This window comes from Pontiella desulfatans (assembly GCF_900890425.1).
GTDB lineage: Bacteria > Verrucomicrobiota > Kiritimatiellia > Kiritimatiellales > Pontiellaceae > Pontiella > Pontiella desulfatans.
Genome location: NZ_CAAHFG010000001.1, coordinates 2,022,561 through 2,040,930, shown reverse-complemented (window position 1 = coordinate 2,040,930; position 18,370 = coordinate 2,022,561). Strand labels below are relative to the sequence as shown.

Annotated in this window: 18 protein-coding genes; 5 read left to right on the top strand and 13 right to left on the bottom strand. The window is 56.1% G+C overall.

Annotation, left to right across the window (positions count from 1 at the left end; translation table 11 throughout):
- The first annotated feature begins 46 nt into the window (after nucleotides 1-46).
- Nucleotides 47-1,483, top strand: a complete 1,437-nt coding sequence (locus E9954_RS07540; RefSeq protein ID WP_136078595.1) for a sigma-54-dependent transcriptional regulator — start codon at nucleotides 47-49, stop codon at nucleotides 1,481-1,483.
- A gap of 233 nt (nucleotides 1,484-1,716) precedes the next feature.
- On the opposite strand, the gene tsf is transcribed toward E9954_RS07540, so the two are convergent.
- Together tsf and rpsB are read right to left on the bottom strand one after the other, a co-directional pair.
- Nucleotides 1,717-2,577, bottom strand: a complete 861-nt coding sequence (gene tsf / locus E9954_RS07535; protein WP_136078594.1) for a translation elongation factor Ts — start codon at nucleotides 2,575-2,577, stop codon at nucleotides 1,717-1,719.
- A 17-nt stretch (nucleotides 2,578-2,594) separates the two neighbouring features.
- On the bottom strand, nucleotides 2,595-3,770 hold the full coding sequence (gene rpsB, locus E9954_RS07530; protein ID WP_136078593.1) for a 30S ribosomal protein S2: 1,176 nt from the start codon (nucleotides 3,768-3,770) through the stop codon (nucleotides 2,595-2,597).
- A gap of 308 nt (nucleotides 3,771-4,078) precedes the next feature.
- Between rpsB and E9954_RS07525 the strand changes: the two genes are divergently transcribed.
- Entirely contained in the window at nucleotides 4,079-6,127 is a 2,049-nt protein-coding gene (locus E9954_RS07525; RefSeq protein WP_136078592.1) for a thioredoxin domain-containing protein, read from the top strand.
- Between the two features lie 200 nt (nucleotides 6,128-6,327).
- On the opposite strand, the gene E9954_RS07520 is transcribed toward E9954_RS07525, so the two are convergent.
- The 8 genes from E9954_RS07520 to E9954_RS07485 all read right to left on the bottom strand — a co-directional run bounded on the left by E9954_RS07520 (nucleotide 6,328) and on the right by E9954_RS07485 (nucleotide 11,476).
- Entirely contained in the window at nucleotides 6,328-6,795 is a 468-nt protein-coding gene (locus E9954_RS07520; RefSeq protein WP_136078591.1) for a zf-HC2 domain-containing protein, read from the bottom strand.
- Nucleotides 6,792-7,382, bottom strand: a complete 591-nt coding sequence (locus tag E9954_RS07515) for a sigma-70 family RNA polymerase sigma factor (protein WP_168442061.1) — start codon at nucleotides 7,380-7,382, stop codon at nucleotides 6,792-6,794. Before E9954_RS07515 ends, E9954_RS07520 begins: the two co-directional genes overlap by 4 nt.
- Nucleotides 7,383-7,459: 77 nt before the next feature.
- Nucleotides 7,460-8,077 (bottom strand): GspH/FimT family pseudopilin, encoded by a 618-nt coding sequence (locus E9954_RS07510; RefSeq protein WP_136078589.1) that lies wholly within the window; start codon nucleotides 8,075-8,077, stop codon nucleotides 7,460-7,462.
- 47 nt (nucleotides 8,078-8,124) lie between these two features.
- Nucleotides 8,125-8,523 carry a type II secretion system protein GspG gene (locus E9954_RS07505; RefSeq protein WP_136080172.1) on the bottom strand — a complete coding sequence of 133 codons (399 nt, stop codon included), beginning with the start codon at nucleotides 8,521-8,523 and terminating at the stop codon, nucleotides 8,125-8,127.
- Nucleotides 8,524-8,547: 24 nt separating this feature from the next.
- Nucleotides 8,548-9,798 carry a type II secretion system F family protein gene (locus tag E9954_RS07500; protein WP_136078588.1) on the bottom strand — a complete coding sequence of 417 codons (1,251 nt, stop codon included), beginning with the start codon at nucleotides 9,796-9,798 and terminating at the stop codon, nucleotides 8,548-8,550.
- A gap of 119 nt (nucleotides 9,799-9,917) precedes the next feature.
- Nucleotides 9,918-10,805 (bottom strand): site-specific tyrosine recombinase XerD, encoded by an 888-nt coding sequence (xerD, locus tag E9954_RS07495; protein ID WP_136078587.1) that lies wholly within the window; start codon nucleotides 10,803-10,805, stop codon nucleotides 9,918-9,920.
- A 13-nt stretch (nucleotides 10,806-10,818) separates the two neighbouring features.
- Nucleotides 10,819-11,238, bottom strand: a complete 420-nt coding sequence (locus E9954_RS07490; RefSeq protein WP_136078586.1) for a type II toxin-antitoxin system VapC family toxin — start codon at nucleotides 11,236-11,238, stop codon at nucleotides 10,819-10,821.
- Between the two features lies 1 nt (nucleotide 11,239).
- Nucleotides 11,240-11,476 carry a type II toxin-antitoxin system Phd/YefM family antitoxin gene (locus tag E9954_RS07485; RefSeq protein ID WP_136078585.1) on the bottom strand — a complete coding sequence of 79 codons (237 nt, stop codon included), beginning with the start codon at nucleotides 11,474-11,476 and terminating at the stop codon, nucleotides 11,240-11,242.
- Between the two features lie 501 nt (nucleotides 11,477-11,977).
- Here E9954_RS07485 and E9954_RS07480 point away from each other — a divergent pair.
- The gene (locus E9954_RS07480; RefSeq protein ID WP_136078431.1) at nucleotides 11,978-12,892 is read left to right on the top strand and encodes an IS110 family RNA-guided transposase; all 915 of its coding nucleotides are present in this window, start codon (nucleotides 11,978-11,980) and stop codon (nucleotides 12,890-12,892) included.
- Nucleotides 12,893-12,968: 76 nt separating this feature from the next.
- On the opposite strand, the gene E9954_RS07475 is transcribed toward E9954_RS07480, so the two are convergent.
- Together E9954_RS07475 and E9954_RS07470 are read right to left on the bottom strand one after the other, a co-directional pair.
- Complete coding sequence (locus tag E9954_RS07475) at nucleotides 12,969-13,511, bottom strand: transposase (RefSeq protein ID WP_136078584.1); 543 nt, start codon at nucleotides 13,509-13,511, stop codon at nucleotides 12,969-12,971.
- A 188-nt stretch (nucleotides 13,512-13,699) separates the two neighbouring features.
- Nucleotides 13,700-14,593: a phosphoribosylaminoimidazolesuccinocarboxamide synthase gene (locus E9954_RS07470; RefSeq protein WP_136078583.1), complete on the bottom strand. Its 894-nt coding sequence runs from the start codon at nucleotides 14,591-14,593 to the stop codon at nucleotides 13,700-13,702.
- 238 nt (nucleotides 14,594-14,831) lie between these two features.
- Between E9954_RS07470 and E9954_RS07465 the strand changes: the two genes are divergently transcribed.
- On the top strand, nucleotides 14,832-15,680 hold the full coding sequence (locus E9954_RS07465) for a PHP domain-containing protein (RefSeq protein ID WP_168442060.1): 849 nt from the start codon (nucleotides 14,832-14,834) through the stop codon (nucleotides 15,678-15,680).
- A 49-nt stretch (nucleotides 15,681-15,729) separates the two neighbouring features.
- Here E9954_RS07465 and E9954_RS07460 read toward each other — a convergent pair whose 3' ends face one another.
- The gene (locus tag E9954_RS07460) at nucleotides 15,730-16,620 is read right to left on the bottom strand and encodes an HAD family hydrolase (protein WP_168442059.1); all 891 of its coding nucleotides are present in this window, start codon (nucleotides 16,618-16,620) and stop codon (nucleotides 15,730-15,732) included.
- A gap of 44 nt (nucleotides 16,621-16,664) precedes the next feature.
- On the opposite strand from E9954_RS07460, the gene E9954_RS07455 reads away from it, so the two are divergent.
- Nucleotides 16,665-18,263, top strand: a complete 1,599-nt coding sequence (locus E9954_RS07455; protein WP_136078580.1) for a CHAD domain-containing protein — start codon at nucleotides 16,665-16,667, stop codon at nucleotides 18,261-18,263.
- The last annotated feature ends 107 nt before the right edge of the window (nucleotides 18,264-18,370 follow it).

Below are 18,370 nucleotides of genomic sequence, written 5' to 3'. Positions count from 1 at the left end.
AAAGACGTTCTGGACATAATGTGAATGGTATGTATTCATCCTGTGCATGAGCACGGGATTTTTTAAGATGGTGGCCGAGGCGGCGTTCAGCAATCCGTTCAGTGACAAGCGGGTTGAGATTGACCGGCAGATTGTGGGGGCGGACGATACGGTGCACTGGGAAGCCACGCTCGAACCCCTGCTCAGGAAGCTGGGCGAGCATATCCGCTCCTTGGAAAAAGCGGGGGGCATTGTGATCAATCGCGATGGGAACGAGGAGGTGCGTGCGATCGCCGTCAGCATCCTCTTCTATGTGTTCCATCGCTATATGGAGCGCTTCGACAGCCTGATCGTGGAACAGGTTAAGGCCGGCGATGAATCGTGTCGCGCCCCGTTCGCCTACCAGTGCCTCGAGGATCTCACCCGGTATGGATTCGAGCACGCCGACGCCTGCCGCTATGTCGCGATTTTTTACCAGGTTCGCCGCGCCTACTTTTTCATCTCCAAGGGGCTGGTCGGCGAGAGTCCCTGCATGAAGCGGTTGCGGGCGCAGCTGTGGGACAACATCTTTACGCACGACATTTCGTGGTACGAAGGATGCCTGTGGAACCGCATGGAGGATTTTTCAACCCTGCTGCTTGGGGAAACGGGTACGGGCAAGGGCGCGGCCGCCGCGGCGATCGGGCGCTCCGGCTTCATTCCCTTCAACCCCAACGCCCAAAAGTTCGAGGAAAGTTTTACCCGCGCATTTGTTTCGATCAACCTTTCGCAGTATCCGGAATCGTTGATCGAGTCGGAGTTGTTCGGCCATCGCAAGGGCGCGTTCACGGGGGCGATCGAAAAGCACGAAGGCATCTTTTCGCGGTGCAGTCCGCACGGTGCCATCTTCCTGGATGAGATTGGCGATGTTGGCATTCCCGTCCAGATCAAGCTGCTTCAGATTCTGCAGGAGCGCACCTTCTCGCCCGTGGGCAGCCACGACCAGCTGCGGTTCAAGGGGCGGGTCATTGCCGCCACCAACCGGCCGATCGATTCCCTGCGGCGCGATGGAGCCTTCCGCGACGATTTCTACTACCGCCTCTGCTCGGATATCATCACCATGCCGCCATTGCGCCTGCGCATCCGCGAAACCCCGCGCGAGCTGGATATGCTGGCAACGCACCTGCTCGAACGGATTTGCGGACACGAACTACAGCTCCCCATCGTTGCAAAGCTCAAGGAGGATGTCGGCAAGAGCTATGCCTGGCCCGGCAATGTCCGCGAGCTCGAGCAGGCCATCCGGCGGATCATGATCACCGGCACCTACACCGGCGATACCGCAGCGGTAGCGGATGGGGATGTGGCGCTAAGCCACGCCGTCGAGGCCGGAAACCTCTCTGCCAAGGAACTCGTCGAAAAATATTGCCGCGACCTCTATGAGACCTACGGCAACTATGGGGAAGTGGCCCGCCGCACCGGACTCGACTGGCGCACCGTGAAGAAAAACGTGCAAAGTGAAGAGTGACGATTGAGGCGTGATCGTTCCCCCGAGGTTAGTCACGTCTCATAGGAACTTAGCTTGAATGGTCTCACCACAGAGGACACGGAGGCACAGAGAAATAGTGCAATCCCGCTCCTCTGGGCCTCAGTGCCCTCTGTGGTAAAAAAACGAATCAGGTATCAATCATCACGTTTCACGAACACAAAAAAAGCCCGTCGCAATGACGGGCTTTTTGCATTCAATCGCAGGCGATTGAATTATGCGCCGAGCTGGTAGCGGACGTATTGCTTCACCGTGATGGTGTCGCCCAGTTCCTTGCCTTTTTCAGCGATCAGGTCGGTGATGGAGACTTTGTCTTCCTTCACGAAGCCCTGTTCCAGGAAGCAGATCTGGGAGAAAAACTTGTTGGTTTTTCCGATCAGGATCTTTTCGATCATTTCTTCCGGACGGGATTTACCTTTTTCTTCGTCTTCGGTTTTCATCTGCGTGCGCATGATGTCCTGTTCCTCTTCAACTTTTTCGGAGGGGACTTCGTCGCGGTTCAGGAATTCCGGAGCGGCCGCTGCAACGTGCAGGGTCAGATCCTTCGCGAGTTCCTGATACACCGGGTTGGCGATGGTTTCTTCCTTTTCGCAGCCGAGTTCCAGCAGAACCCCAACCTTGCCACCCATGTGGATGTAGGAGGCAACGGAGCCGATGCCGTCGACGGCCAATTTGACATTGCGGCGGAACTGGATCTTTTCGCCGATGGTGCCCATCTTGTCTTCAACCTTGTCTGCAACTCCGGCGGCCATGGCGTCGGTTTCGAAGTTCAGCGCTTCTCCGCGGAGTTCTTCCACGAAGGCCTGGAAATCTTCGTTACGGGTAACGAAGTCGGTTTCGCAGTTAACTTCGATCATGCCGGCGCTTTTGGCGTCGTCGGCCACGAGTGCGGCAACCATGCCTTCCTTGGCTTCCTTGGAAGCGCGCTTGGCCGCAACGGCCGCGCCCTTTTCGCGCAGGATTTTAACCGCTGCGTCGAAATCGCCACCGGTTTCTTCCAGTGCTTTTTTGCAGTCCGCGATGCCGAGGCTGGTGGCGTCGCGAAGTTCTTTAATCATTGCTGTGGTAATAGCCATTTTATAAGTCTCCGGAGTTAGTCTTCTTTTTTCTCTTCAGATTCTTCTTCAGCCGGAGCTTCCGCCTTCGGTTCTTCTGCGGAAGCTTCTTCCTTCACTTCTTCCACGGGTGCTTCTTCGGCAACCGGTGCGGCTTCTTCAACTACCGGGGCAGCTTCTTCGGCTACCGGGGCAGCTTCTTCAGCGACAGGAGCAGCTTCTTCAACTACCGGTGCGGCTTCTTCTGCGACCGGGGCAGCTTCTTCAACTACCGGTGCGGCTTCTTCTGCGACTGGTGCTTCAGCGGCGGCGGCTTCCTTGGCAGCGGCGGCTTCGGCCTTCTTGGCGGCATCCGCTTTCTTTTTCTGTTCCTTGATCTTTTTCAGCACTTCCTCGCGCTTCTTCTTCTCTTCGGCTTCCTTCTTCTGGCGCTCTTCGCGGGCGGCCTTGGCTTTTTCGCGTTCAACGGCTTCTGCCGCTTCGCGGGCTTCGCGCTCGGCCTTGGCTTTCGCGGCGTATTCGGCGTCGGCGGCCTTGATGGTTTCGCCGAGGACTTCGCAGATCAGGCCAACGGAACGAAGCGAATCGTCGTTGCCGGGAATCGGGTAGTCGACGAGATCCGGGTCGGCGTTGGTGTCAACGAGGGCAACAACCGGGATGTTAAGGCGCTTGGCTTCTGCGAGGGCGAGGTGCTCGCGCTTGAGGTCGACCACAAACAGGGCGCCCGGCTTCTTTTCCATGTTGCCGATACCGGTCAGGTTGCGTTCGAGTTTGGTCAGCTCGCGGCGAAGCACGGAAACCTCTTTCTTAAGAAGTTTGTCCATGGAGCCGTCTTTTTCCATTTTCTGCAGCTCGCGCATGCGGGCCACGGAGGAGCGGATGGTTTTGTTGTTGGTCAGCATGCCGCCGAGCCAACGATGGATGACGTAGGGCTGGTTGGTGTCTTCCGCCGTGTTTTTGAAGATTTCGCGCGCCTGTTTCTTGGTGCCGACGAAGAGCACCTTTTCGCCGCGCAGGACGACGTCTTTCAGGAACAATTTCGAGAGTTCGAGCTGCGACAGGGTCTTGTTCAGGTCGATGATGTAGATCCCGTTTTTCGCGCCGTGAATATAGCGCTTCATTTTCGGGTTCCAACGTTTGGTCTGGTGGCCGAAGTGCAGGCCTGCGTCAAGCAGGTCGGCAACAGCGATGGTTTTGGTGAATGTATCCGCCATTTTACCTCTCCTTATAGTTTACTCTATATATAAACAATCCGCTTTGACACACCCGAGGTAGCAGGCGGCCTTCGCTTCTAACCGGGACTTCCGGTTAATTAAGCGGCGGAATATACGTAGGTGCGGGGCGGACGGCAAGCCCATTTTCCTAAAGAATTCCTTTTTTCCAGGATAAAAAAAAAGCGCCAGATGCCGCTCGTTATAAAACCATATCGGTACTATATTGATGGGCCATGAAACAACTCGTGCTTCATCTAATGTTTCTGGCCGCGATGCATATCGCGGCCGGAACCGGGAAGGAAACCGCAATGCATTCATTCACAAACCGTTTAGCCCATGAAAAAAGCCCGTATCTACTGCAACACGCCCACAATCCGGTCGATTGGTATCCGTGGGGTGAGGAGGCCTTTGAAGCCGCGGCTAAAGAGGATAAGCCGATTTTTCTCTCCATCGGCTATGCCACCTGCCACTGGTGCCATGTGATGGAGCATGAATCGTTCGAGAACGAGGAAATCGCCCAGTTGATGAACGAGGCGTTTGTTTGCATCAAGGTTGACCGAGAGGAGCGACCGGATATCGACAACATCTACATGACGGTTGCGCAAATGATGACCGGCCAGGGCGGCTGGCCGCTGACCATCCTCATGACCCCCGACAAGAAGCCGTTTCATGCGGCAACCTATGTTCCTCCGGAACAACGCTATGGACGGATCGGCATGCGCCAACTGATTCCGCGTATTGACCACGCCTGGAAAAACCAGCGAGCAAAGGTGCTCGATTCCTCGAGCCAGATTACCGATGTGCTGGCGAAGCAGCAGGGAACGGGGGGCGGGGAGGAACTGGATGCTGGATTGCTCGATGCTGGATATGAGGAGCTGTTGAGCCAGTATGACAAAAGAAAAGGTGGATTCGGGCTCCAGCCAAAGTTTCCAACGCCCCATCGGCTGATCTTTCTGCTGCGGCAGGGGGAGGCCGAGGGGATCAAGGCGGTGGAGCATACGCTCGAGGAAATGCGCAAGGGCGGCATCTTCGACCAGGTGGGTTTCGGGTTCCACCGCTATTCGACAGACAGCGCCTGGTTGCTGCCGCATTTCGAAAAGATGCTCTACGACCAGGCGCTGCTCGCCATGGCCTACACCGAGGCTTTCGAGCTGACCGGCAAGCCTCTTTATAGGCAGGTCACGAAAGAAATTCTCGAATACGTCCTTCGGGATATGACTACGCCGACTGGAGGCTTCTATTCTGCAGAGGATGCCGATTCGGAAGGTGAGGAAGGTCTTTTCTACATTTGGTCGTCCGAGGAAATGAAATCGATCGTCGGCGATGACTACGACTTTGTTTCCCAGGTCTGGAACATCCGGGAGGAAGGCAACTTCCGGGATGAATCGACCGGGCAGATCAATCCAAACAACATTCCGCACCTTTCCGAAATCCTTTGCGATGATGATTCCACGGTGCTGGCCATTTCCCGAAAAAAGCTGTTCGAGGTTCGGGAAAACCGGATTCATCCGCTAAAGGACACCAAGGTGCTGGCCGATTGGAACGGGCTGATGATTGCCGCGTTTGCCAAGGCGGGCCGGGCGTTCGGAGAGCAAAAATATATTGATGCCGCCGTTCAGGCCAACGGGTTTGTGGAATCCGAAATGCGAATGGAAACCGGCGAACTGTGGCATCGGTGGCGCGAAAGCGATACCGCCGTGCCGGGGCAGCTGGAGGATTATGCCTTCATGATCTTCGGCCTGCTTGAACTCTACGAGAGCACCTTCGATATTCAGTTTCTGGAAACCGCGCTGGACTATAACGACATTCTGACAACATCGTTCCGCGATGAGAACAAGGGCGGCTATTTCATGACGGCCGACGATGCCGAGCAACTGATCGTCCGGCCGAAGGAGCTATACGACGGTGCCATTCCATCCGGCAACTCGGTGCAGATGCTAAACCTACTCAAACTGGCGCGGTTGACGGGAAGGCCGGAGCTGGAAAAACAGGCGGCGGAAACCGGCAAGGCATTCAGCGGAATGATCGACCGGTCGCCATCCAATTTTTCGCAGGCTCTCATCGCCCTTCAGTTTGCCGAAGGCGAATCCGTTGAAATTGTGGTGGTCGGCGAAAAAGACAACCCGGAAACCAAAGCCCTGCTGGAGCACATCAACTCGGTCCACCAACCGGGCAAGATCGTGCTGTTCAAGGATTCCGACAACTCGGATCAACTGGCCCGGCTTGCACCGTTCACCAAGGATCAAAACCAGGTGGAAGGAAAACCAACGGTCTACCTTTGCCGCAACTTTGCCTGCGAAAAACCCATTAATTCGCTCGAGGAGCTTAGGCGTCGTTTTAATACCAAATTAAACTGATTTGAATTTTTTACCACAGAGTTCACAGAGACGCAGAGGGTGGCAGATATATTGGTTGCTCTGTGCCTCCGTGCGCTCTGTGGTGAGACTCTTCAAGTTAATTTCCTATAAGTAGGTATCCGCCCGGTTGGTTAAAACAGGAAGGCCGCGAAGTTGGGTCCTTCGCGGCCAATCCATTTCATGGTGAATAGGGGTGTTTGCTAGAGGGAGGCCAGGGTTCCCTCGTAGGTCATGAGGAAGTTGAAGGCAAGGTCGTCTTCGGACAAACCGTCGTACATTAGGCTGACCATCTGGTCTTCGCCTTCCATCAGCTGGGTTTTGGAGACCGTCAGCTCCATGCCGACCTTGTCGGAGGCGGAGGTGCTGAAAAAGAACCCGAGAGCAATGGCCACTACCGCCGCCATGGCAAGGGCGGGCTTGAGGAACCATAGGTTCGCCTGTTTCTTTTCCGGGGCATGCCGGCGAGCTTCCCGCAACACGTTTTGCAACGCTTTGGCGGAGGGCTCTTCCTGGATTTGGAACACCTTGTGCGACTCGGCCAGGGCCTGCTGGAACTGGTTGCAGGGTTCACACCTACGCAGGTGTGATTCCAGGGCGGCCGCCTGCTTGGGTGGCATTTCACCGGAATCGTGTAATAGTATTCGTTGTTCCGCATCTTGGCATTTCATGGCATGGCCTCCTGCAACTCTTCGTATTCTTCCTTGAGAATAGAACGTAACTTACCGAGTGCATATTGCATTCGGGCTAGGCAAGTATTGATCGAGCACTGCTGCAATTTGGCGATTTCCTTGAAGGAAGCGTTGCCATACATGCGCAGAAGGAACACTTCCTTTTGGTCCGGCGATAGCGTTTCTACGGCCATTTCTATCTGTTTTCCGAGCATGGTTCCTCCGGATTCCTCGGCGGGGGTGATGCCGGGGGCCGCCAAATGATCCTCCAGTGTGCTGTCGCCGTCGTCCCCGCCGATGCTGCTTTGCAACGATACGTTTTTCTTGTTCCGCCGTGCCCGGTCGATCACCAGGTTGTGGGCGATCCGGAACAACCAGTTCAGGAAATTCTTGTGCTGGAACTTTTGGATGTTCTTCAGGGCACGGAACCAGGTTTCCTGGAAAATTTCGTCCGCATCCTCGCGGCCTTCGGTCATTTTCAGGATGAAGGAATAGAGCGGACGCTTGTATTTTTCCACCAGCGGCTCCAGCGCGTTGGCGTCGCCTCCCAGGTAGGCGTTGATGCATTCAATGTCCGTATTATCCATTTTCCAACGTATTTCTGGCTTGGTCTTGCGTGCTGCCCCGCGTCGTGCGGCCCACATCAAACGAAGTGGCCTGAAAACTATTGTATGAATTCCGAGGTCATCTTTCCGGAAATGGGGTCGATTTCCAGCAGGACGCCGTCGCCATTGCTGTCTGCCAATTCCAGCTTGAACCATTCGCACTGGCCATTGGGATAGAAGCGTACCAGATGAAGGTCGGGGGTTTCGTCGTCCTCGTCCGTCCATTCCTTATCGAAATCCTTCACGCTCAGGCCGTCCGACAGGAAGCGGTGGACTTCCTTGTCGATGCCTCCCGTGGAACCGGAGGAATCGTCGCCATCAACATAGCCCAGGCGCTTGAGGACATCCTGGTCGATCTCCCCATCCGCGCTGTTGGTCGCGGAGGCCAGATAACCCCCCAAAAAGATTTCCATCGTATCGCGGTTCAACGCGACGGTCATTGTTTCCTCCCGCATAATGGCCATGCTGCGCGCATATTTTGCCATCCGGTTGATGGTGCGGGCGGCGGTCCGCAACTGCGATCCCCGGAAGGAGCTGGCGAAGTAGGGCAACGAAATGCCGGAGATCACGACGATGATGACCATCACCAGGATGACCTCCATCAGCGTGAAGCCGGAGGATCGAACGTTGAACTTCGAACATCCAGCACCGAACATCGAAGAGTCGGATTTCTTCATTCAAAGTTCCATGTTCAAAGTTCGAGGTTCCCGCGGCATGGCCGCGCCTATTCCCAGTTATTGATGACCGTACCCTTGGCGGAAGTGCACGAGAGGTCGAAGGTGTGGGAGTTGTGCGAGCCCGGGGCGGAATACATAAACGGTTTTTCCCAGGGATCCTTCGGAACCACCTTGCGTTCGAGGAACGGGCCGCCCTTCGATTCGTCGAGCAAGCCTTCGAGGCTGGAGGGATAGTTGCCGTTCATCATTTCATATTCTTGCACGGCCATGCTCAGGGTGTTGATGGTTTGCTTGGCTTTCGCGATCTTGGCCTGCTCGGTTCGGCCGCCCATGCGCGGTACGGCAATACTCGCCAGAATGCCGATGATGACGACCACGAGAATGATTTCAATCAGGGTAAAACCCGATTTTTTGCTTAGGTGTTTGCTTGGTTTATCCTTGTTCATGGGAGCTCTCCTTCCGTTGGTGTTTTAAATATGCAGGGAATCGGTCAGGGTCAGCACGGGTAGCAGCAGGCAGACGGCAATGCCGCCAACCACCATCGCAACCAGAACGATCAAAAGGGGTTCGAGCACCGTGGTGCAGGTTTTAACCATGCGGTCCAGCTCGGTGTCGTAGCGGCGGGTAATATGCGTTAGGCAACCTGCCAAATCTCCGGTTTCCTCGCCAACGGCCAGCATATCGATCAGCAGGCGCGGGAACACCTTGCCCTGGGCGAGTGGCTTCGAAATGCTGGCGCCGTCGGTCACCCGGTCGCGTGCCTTGCCGATTTCGCCGGAAATCACCACGTTGTCGATGGTCTTCTGCACGATGCCCAGGGCGGGAAGCACCGAAACCCCGTTTTGCAGCAACGTGCCCAGCGTCCGGGAAAAGTGGGCGTAGGCATTCGTCGTGATGATGGAACCCATGATCGGTATGCGCAATTGCGTTTTGTGCCAAAGCTGCTGGCCAACCCCGTGCTTAACCCATTTTTTCAGCATGATGACGAGGCCTGTGATGACCCCCGCGAGAATCAGACCATAATGGGTGACAAAGTTACTGATGGCCATCAGCGCCAGGGTTGGTTTCGGCAGGGTGGCGCCCATTTCATCGAAGGTGTTGGCGAACTTCGGCACAATGAAAATCATCAGGCCGATCACCGCAAGGCCGCCAACGATCATGACGATGGCCGGATAGACCAGGGCCGAAATCACCTTGCTTTTTGCATCCTGCACACGCTCGTAGTGGACACAGACATTCTCCAGGGCGAGGGGGAGGTTTCCGCTGGCTTCGCCGGCGCGCACAAGGTTGATGTAGAGGGATGAAAAGGTTTCCGGATAGAGTTCCAGGGCGTCGGAGAGCGAGGTGCCCTGGACAATCTCGTCTCGAAGGGTGACCACGATTTTCCCTACGGCAGACTCGTCCTTGCGGGCGGAGAGGGTGTGCAGTGCGCGCCCAATGGTCATGCCTGAAGCCACGAGGTCGGAGAGCTCGCGAGAGAAAAGGAGTAGATCCTGCAGTTTCATCTTCGGCTTGCGTTGAAAGCCTAGCTCGAACTTCAACCGTTTTTTGCCCTCGGCGGCACTATTCTGTTTATGCGTCTTCGTGGTCTCGGTGATGGAGACCGGGATGTGCCCCATCGATTCGATGACGCGCACCGCTCCGGCACGATCGTTCGATTCAACCACGCCCTCGACCTTTTCGCCCTTCTTCGAGCGACCTATATATTTAAAATGAGCCATAGCAACCTATGATAAACGGCCGTGCCGCGGATTTATTTCCAATGATCCTGAAAAGAATAATGGAAGCGGGGCGGAATGGAAGCCACAAATGTAGACGAAGCTGGAAGCTTCGTTTGCCATCAAGCCCTCGGGTGGAACTGCTGGTGGATGGCCTTCAGGCGGTTGGGGTCGACGTGGGTGTAGATCTGGGTGGTGGCAATGTCGGCATGGCCCAGCATTTCCTGGATGACCCGCAGCGGGGCGCCGTTTTGCAGCAGATGGCTGGCAAAGGAGTGGCGCAGCGTATGGGGCGTCACGTTTTTCATGATGCCCGCATCTTTCGTATATTTTTTAATAATCTGCCAAAGGCGCTGGCGGCAGAGCGCCGTTTCCCGTTTGGAGATAAAAACATTTTGCAGATGCGGGTTGTCGCACAGCATGGGGCGGACTTCTTCGAGATAGCACTCGAGCAGGTTGGCGGAATCGCGGGCGACGGGGATGACGCGCTCCTTGCGGCCTTTTCCGATCACGCGGATGTAGCCGTCGTCGAGGTGCAGGGCGGGAAGCTGCAGGTTGGCCAGCTCCGAAACACGCAGGCCCGAGGCATAGAACAGTTCCAGGATCGCGCGGTCGCGCACCCCCAGCGGCGTGCGCATGTCCGGTGCTTTCAGGAGCAGATCAACCTCCTTCTCCGACAGCGTGTCCGGCAGGATTTTCCACAGCTTGGGGGAATCCATCGTGTCGGTCACATTTTTATCCAGCAGCCCCTCCTGCTGCAGGTAGCGGAAGAAAACCTTGATGGAGACCAGATGGCGGGATATTGAGTTGGTCGACATGCCCTTGGCTTTCATGGCCATCAGGTGGTCGAGCACCTGTTTCCGGCTCACCTGATTGAGCGAGGTCACGCCTTTCTGGTCGAGAAAGCTCAGGAACTGACCGATGTCATCGGCATACGCCTTCCGCGTGTTGATGCTCAACCCGCGCTCCAGCGAAATGTAGTCCAGAAAACTTTCTAAAAGTGCGTTCATGTCGGTTTAGGGTTCAGACGGATTGGACGCTGATTCCAAAATAATCCGCGGCTTTGCATAAGTGGTGGTCGGCACTCAGCAAGGTGAGGTTTTCCGAATATGCGATTGCAAGATGCAGCGCATCCAACGTCCTTAAAGCGGTATCAAAGCGACCGATCCACTCGCGGGCAACATGGTAGTGGCGTGTTTCCACGGGCAGCATGCGGTACAGCCGTTGCTCAAGATGAAGATTAAACTGCGAGAGGATCAGGTTGCCGTCTTGCCGGGTCATTTCCTTCATGCGGACTTTGCGGGCAACAGCGGAATAAAGTTCTGTTTCAACCAGCTGGCTTATGGTGGGGTTCGCGGTTTTTTCAAGGGTTTTCTCAATTCGGGAACTTGCCGCTTCAGGACAATAATAGGCCGCCAGAACGCTGGTATCGATATACGGCATCTCAGTAACGTTCCTCTTCCCGCTCGTCGATGACCGCTTTGCTGAGCGCCTTTCCCTTGTTGGAAATTTGATCGCGCAATTTTTTCATACTCGGCAGGCCTGCTTCCGTTGCATCCAGCGGCCCCAGTTTTGCAATCTTCCGGCCGTGCCGCTTGATAATCACCGTTTCGCCCAGCTCGGCGCTGCTGAGGACTTGTCCGATGTGATCCCGCATTTCGCGCACGCTTACCGTTTTCATACCTGCCTCCAAGTGTGGGCACAAATATGGTACGCAACCGGCAAAGTGTCAATGACCGTTTGTCATCCCGGTATGGGGCGGACGGCAACCTGGAGTGCGGTAATCGTTTTGGAGTGCGGTGGGAAGCGAAGCGCCACACCGCTTTTGCGGTTGAACGGTGCGGTGCGTACGCTAAAGCGGTGTCGCCTCGTACCTCGTTGCCACCGCACTTGTATGTTTCTCCAACCAACTCAAAACAGGTAGGGAAAAAGGATTTTGAGAATGAATTTCTATAACGTCGGAGAAATCCTTTTTCCCGTGAAAGGGGTTGTGCAATCCTCGTAGAGGAGTGCCTCCCCCGGCCGGCCAGCCGGGAGAGGTTCCCGTCCGGTGAGATCGTGCCGCACTGGTTCGCCTTTGGCGAACGTTCTGGAGCCCGGATCCGCCGGATGGTTGCCATATTGAACTCGAACTGTTGCATGAGCCGTACGAGCGAGCTCGCATTAGCAAGTAGGAGCAAATATGAACAAGGAAAAAGTATACTGTGGCGTCGATGTTTCCAAGAAGCATCTGGATGCCTTCAACGGAAAAACAGCGCGTCGCTTCGACAACACCTGCGAGGGTGCCACGGCGCTGATGAACTGGGCGGGCAGCGCCCACTATGTCTTCGAGTCCACGGGCGGCTACGAACGCATGGCCGCCTGGATGGTGATGGCCGCCAGCGGCACCGCGAGCATCGTGAACCCGTCGCGCGTCCGGCACTTCGCGCTGGGCATGGGGCAGATCGCCAAGACCGATCCGATCGACGCGCGGATGATCCGCGACTTCGCGTCGCACACCGACCCCAAGCCCTCCGAGAAGCCTTCGGCGACGCAGCGCAGGCTCACCGCCCTCGTTGATCGAAGGGTGCACCTGAGCGACATGCATACGGCCGAGAAGAACCGCTTGGGAACTGCCGACGAGCCGGAGATGGTCAGACTGATCAAGCAGCATCTCAAGTGGCTTGAAAAGCAGCTCGAGAAAATCGAAGCGAAAATCAAAGATACCCTTGCCGAAGACGCAACCATGACGCAGAAGGCCAAGTGTATCCAGTCCATCAAAGGCCTGGGCATCGTCAATGCGGTGACCCTGCTCGCCCACCTCCCTGAGATCGGCACGCTTTCGCGCAGGGAAATCGCGTCGCTGGCGGGACTCGCCCCCTTCAACCGGGACAGCGGGGGCAAGTCCGGCAGGCGGCATGTCTGTGGCGGGCGCCGAAGGTTGCGTTCCTGCCTGTACATGGCTGCCATGAATGCCAGGACATACAACCCAGTTCTTCGCGAGTTCTACCAGCGTCTGGTAAATGAAAACCACCGCCCAAAAATGGTCGCGCTTACGGCGGTCATGAGAAAGTTGCTCATCGCTGCTAACTCCGCCGTGAAAAATGCTGAAATTTAGGTTGCTGTTAAGCACTGTTGCTCCAGAACTTTTCTCCAGGACCTTTTCTCCAGGACCTTTTCTCTAGGACCTTTTTTCAAAAATCATCGCGCACGGAAATGCGGTCGGTTTTGAATTTGGCGAGGGTATTGACGAATGCGCGGTCGGCGTGGTGTTCGAGCCAGGCCTGCGAGCACCAGCGATAGTTGGCGGCCTGATCAATGATGCCGTGGTGCTCGGGGTTGCGGTGCACATAGCGCAGGCGGGCATAGTAGGAGGTTTGGTGGGTGATGTGTGAATCCCAATAGTTGTGCCAGACTTTACGTCCGGGGGCCTGATCGATCCGGTTGAGTTTTTTGGCGTTATATTCATGCAGTTTGCCGATGAAGCGCCGCAACGATTCCGCGCTTGCGGGCGAGACGGCCACAAAATGATAGTGGTTGGCCATGATGGCCCAGGCCTGCAACTGCCAGCCGAATTCCGCGGCAAAGCTGAAAAGCAGGTCGCGAAAAAGGGTCAGCTTGTCGGGTGCATTGAGGAAGTGCTGCTTTTGATAGGTTCCTGCGGTGACCATGTAGACACCCTGTTCCGACAGGGAATGCATGGGCGCATGCGGCCAATAGTCAGCTTCGCGGTTCATGGCTGAAGAATAGCGAGAAGAAGCGCGGTAGTTAATTGTTTTTTTAAGAATATTCTGGGGTGCGGCAACCGTTTTGGAGTGCGGTGGGAAGCAACGCGCCACACCGCTTTTACGGTTCAACGGTGCGGTGCGCCCGCAAAAGCGGTGTCGCCTCGTACCTCGTTGCCACCGCACTCCAGATTTTCTTTTTAGCAGCTCAGTTCTTCGCCGGTAAGCAGGCGATAGGCCTCGAGATATTTTTCGCGGCTTTTCTCGATGACTTCATCCGGCAGGACGGGGCCGGGCGGGGTTTTGTCCCAATCGAGGGTTTCGAGGTAGTCGCGGACAAACTGTTTATCGAACGAGAAGGGCGAAGAGCCCGGTTTGTAGGTGTCGGCCGGCCAGAAGCGCGAGCTGTCGGGCGTGAGCACTTCGTCGATCAGAATCAGCTCGTCGCCGATCATGCCGAACTCGAATTTGGTGTCGGCAATAATGATGCCCTTGGTCAGCGCATAGTCGGCGGCCGTTTTGTAAAGCTTGAGGCTGATATCCACCAGTTTCTGCCCCAGTTCTTCACCGACAATCTCTTTCATCTGCTCGGTGGAGATGTTTTCGTCGTGGCCTTCGTCGGCCTTGGTGGACGGGGTGAAGATCGGCTCGTCGAGTTTTCCGGCCATTTCGTAGCCGGCGCGCAGCGGCATGCCGCCGATAGTACCGGACTTTTGGTATTCCTTCCAGCCGGAGCCGATGAGGTAGCCGCGCACGATGCACTCGACCGGCAGTAGTTCGGCTTTCTTCACCAGCATGGAACGGCCTTTCAGCAGCTCGGCGTGTTCCTGCAGTTCAGCGGGAAAATCGGCCACATCGGTGGAAATCATGTGGTTTTTAACGACGTCGCCGGTGCGATCGAACCAAAACTTGGAAATCATGTTCAGTACGCTGCCTTTGTCTGGAATACCGTCGGGCATGACGACATCGAAGGCGGAAATGCGGTCGGAGGCGACAAACAGGTATTGGTCGCCAAGATCGTAGACTTCGCGGACTTTTCCAGATTTGAATTTTTCAATGCCTGGAAGTTCAATTTTGGTAGCAGCTGGGGTCATGATTTATCTCCATCAGGTTAACGGTTCTTTAAAACGGGGGGACTTTACGAATCCAACTCGGCGGGCGCAACCCAAACCGACTGAAATGCGACCGTTCAGGTAATCTTGTCCCCCGCGCGGCCAGGTGGAGCATCATTTTTTGCCTCTTTCCGTGCCGTGCGCCCATTTTGAACCAACGAAGGGTTGGTATTGCAAACACAATCATTATACTGGACGGGATTTATTCAGGAGATTTCAGTTGATTGATTTACACGTACATTCGGTCTTTTCGGACGGCACGAACACACCGGAAGAGCTGATTAAGATGGCGCAGGAGCGTGGCCTTTCGGCCATGGCCCTGACCGACCATGATACCGTCGGGGGCATTGCCCCGTTGATGGCGGCGGCCGCGGATTCGCCGGTCGAGGCCGTGCCGGGCATCGAGCTGAGCGCGGAATGCGAACGCGGCACGATGCATATCCTCGGGTATTTCATCGATACTGCCAACGATGTGTTGTTGGAGAAGATCAACACCGTCCGCGAGGGGCGCGAGGAGCGCAATGTCGAAATTCTCAAGAAGCTCAACAAGCTCGGCTATGTGCTGATGTGGAGCGATGTTGAGCAGGAGGCCGGCGCCGATGTGGTGGGGCGCCCGCATTTTGCCGCGGCCCTGGTGAAGCGGGGCCATGTGAAATCCCGAAAGGCGGCCTTCGATCTGTTGCTGGCGAAGGGGCGCCCCGCGTATTCCGAGCGGTATCGCTATACCGCCAGCGAGTGCATCGAGCTGATCCGTCGGGCCGGCGGGGTGTCCGTTTTGGCGCATCCCGCCACCATCTATATGCCCGAAAGGCAACTCAAGGCGCTGGTTCGGGAGCTGAGGGAGCAGGGGCTGGGTGGCATCGAGGCCTACTATGCCGAACACCATCCCGAAAACATTGCCCGCTTTTCCGGCTGGGCCAAGGAGTTCGGTTTGGTTTGTACCGGTGGAACCGACTTCCATGGCGGCAACACACCCGACCTCAAGCTGGGAACCGGCTTCGGCCAGCTCCGCGTCCCCGACGAAGCACTGGCCCTGCTCAAGGACGCAAAATCGAAACAGAATAATTAAGAAAGAATAATCCGATCGTTCGGAAAATTAGTATGTCCTAATTATTCTGTTAAACCAATTCCGGTAGCTGGGCCAATGAGGTGATAACGGCGTCCGGTTTAAGGTTTTTGCACCGCTCGTCGTCTTCGCGGAGGCGCAATGAGCGTTGGTCCCCGGCAAAGAGGATGGTTTTGCAACCGGCCTGGCTGGCGGTGTAGATGTCGTTAAGCATGTCGTTGCCCACATAGACCGTTTCCGAAAGCTGGATGCCGTGGTTCTTTTCCAGATATCGGGCGGCCTTCGGAAACAGATCGGCCGAAGGTTTGGCCTTCAGTTCCTTGAAGGACCAAACGCAGCATTCCGGATCGAAGCCGATCTCCTCGACCGTCTGCTTGAAGAAGGCGGAAAAGAGCAGTGGCGTGTAGTATTGCGCGTTGGAAACAATGCCGAGCGGGAGTTTCCGTTCCTTCAAGGTGCGCAGCGTTTCGATGCAACCGGGCATTGGAAACACCGGATTCACGCGGCATTCGTATTCAAGGCCCAACCGACGGATTTGGTCGAAATCGGTCTCCGCCGTGGAGAGCGTCTGCGTGTGGCGCAACGAGTCGATCATCTTTTTCCAAACCTTGGTGATTTCCACTTCCGGGAAATCGGCGCCTGCTTTGTGTCCGGCCCTGTGCCATTCCAGGATTTCGGACTTCAGCATATCCTTCCCAATCAGGCCGGCCTGCTCCAGCTCTCCTTCAAATCCGGCCACCACCAGCGACTGGGTCAGCGCCTCGGCGGTATCGGTCGCCGCCGCGGTTCCCACATCGCCCGATCCGGAAGCAAAGAGCGTTCCATACACATCGAACAATACGGCCTTCACGCCGTTGAGCCGGTTCAGCTTCGCCTCGGCCCCCGTCGGCAACGGGGCAAGGGCGGGGCAGTTTTTCAGGATGATGTCTTCAAGTTTGTTCATGGCGCTATCCTTTTCCATACGCGGCAATTTGCCAAGCCTTGGGAATGAAAAACATCGCTTTTGCGGTTTGCCGTTCGGGGGCATTCGGCGATGCGGCGTCTCGCATTGCTTGCCAGTTGGAGGGTAATCCCTATAGTGAAACCATGTTGCCAAGCGCTCCATCCAGCTTCTGTCGAACGGGCTCTTTCCGGAGGGCATCGCTCGCGAACGGATTACCGCCGGGATACTCGGTTTCCCTCCTCTCCGAAAATGGGATTGGCGGCGTGTTGCTGGATACGTTCGATGGCCATCTCCGTCGGTCGGGATGGGTGCTGTTGCAGATGAAGAACAAGGTGGCCTTGGCAGACCTCGCTAGCGGAAGAATGACGGAACAGGAGATTTCCGGAACCTGGAAATTCGCGGGCGACCTAAGGGGCGGCCCGGTCGGGAGGCTCCTGCTGGAGCGATCAACCCTCCGGGCGTATCTTCCATTTTGCGCCATTGAACTGAAGCAAATCAAGGTTGCGGTGCGGGATGAAATGGAAAAGACCGTCGTCCGGCTCTCCGCAACGGTGTTGGCAAAGGGAAGCAAGCGGGCAACGTATGCTTCAGCGCATCCGTTGCGCGGATGTGGTGAAGACCATGCCCTGCTGGAAAAGGCGTTGCTGGCCGATGGCTTTACGGCTTCCGGAATGGTCGACTATGTCCGGTTGCTTGGAATGAAGCGCAAGCCCTACGAATTCAAACCCGAGGTTGTCCTCGATGGCAATGCCCCGATTTTCGATAGCGCCGGAACCCTTGTCCGCACCTTCCTCGGCGTGGCCCGCCAAAACGAGCAGGGAATCGTCGACGACCTCGATACGGAGTTCGTTCACGACTACCGCGTAAGCCTGCGCCGGGTTCGCTCCCTGTTAAGTTTGTTCAAAGGCGTTTATGCCGGGGACGCCAATGCGAAGCTTAAGGCGGAGCTGGCCGAAGTCATGAAGCAGACCAACCGCCTGCGAGATCTGGATGTCTGCCTCATGGACAAGGATGGCTATTACGGAATGGTTCCGGAGTCGTTGCATGAGGGGCTCGATGTCATGTTTGGTGTCTTCGCGCGCGAGCGTCGGGGTGCCCTCGATGGCGTTCGCTCCTTGCTCCTGGGCCCGGACTATGCTCAGCGGATGCGGCGGCTGAATGTCCCAAAGAAAAAAGGCGAGGCGGCGGACGAGCCGACGATCCATTTTGCGAGGCGGCTGATCCTGGCGCGCTACAATAAAATCGCGCGCATTGCGCCGTCCATCGATTCCTCAACACCGGATGCCCAGATTCATGAGTTGAGGATCCAGTGCAAGAAGCTGCGCTACCTGATGGAGTTCTTCAGTCCCCTTTTTCCTGAGGCGTCGATCAAGCCGCTGATTAAATCGCTGAAGGGATTGCAGGATGTCCTGGGGCGCTTCAACGACTATTCGGTGCAGCGCAGATCGCTTGCGAACTTTGCCGAAGCGCATTCGGTGAAGGGAAAAAAGGGCCTCCGGCTCGCCGAGAGCATCGATGCGTTGATTGCGACCCTCTGCCGGCTCCAGGGCACGGCGCGCGGGGAAGTGGCGACCGGGCTTGCCGGGGTTTCCAACGACCGAATCCGCAAACAATTCACCACGCTGTTCTCGAATGAAGCTTGAAAGGAAAAACGGAATGATTAGAAAAAATGGTTTTTGTTTTGTAGGGGGATGGTGTTCTGTATCACTTATTCTGTTGCGTTGATGATTTGATTTAGGAACACGGAAGC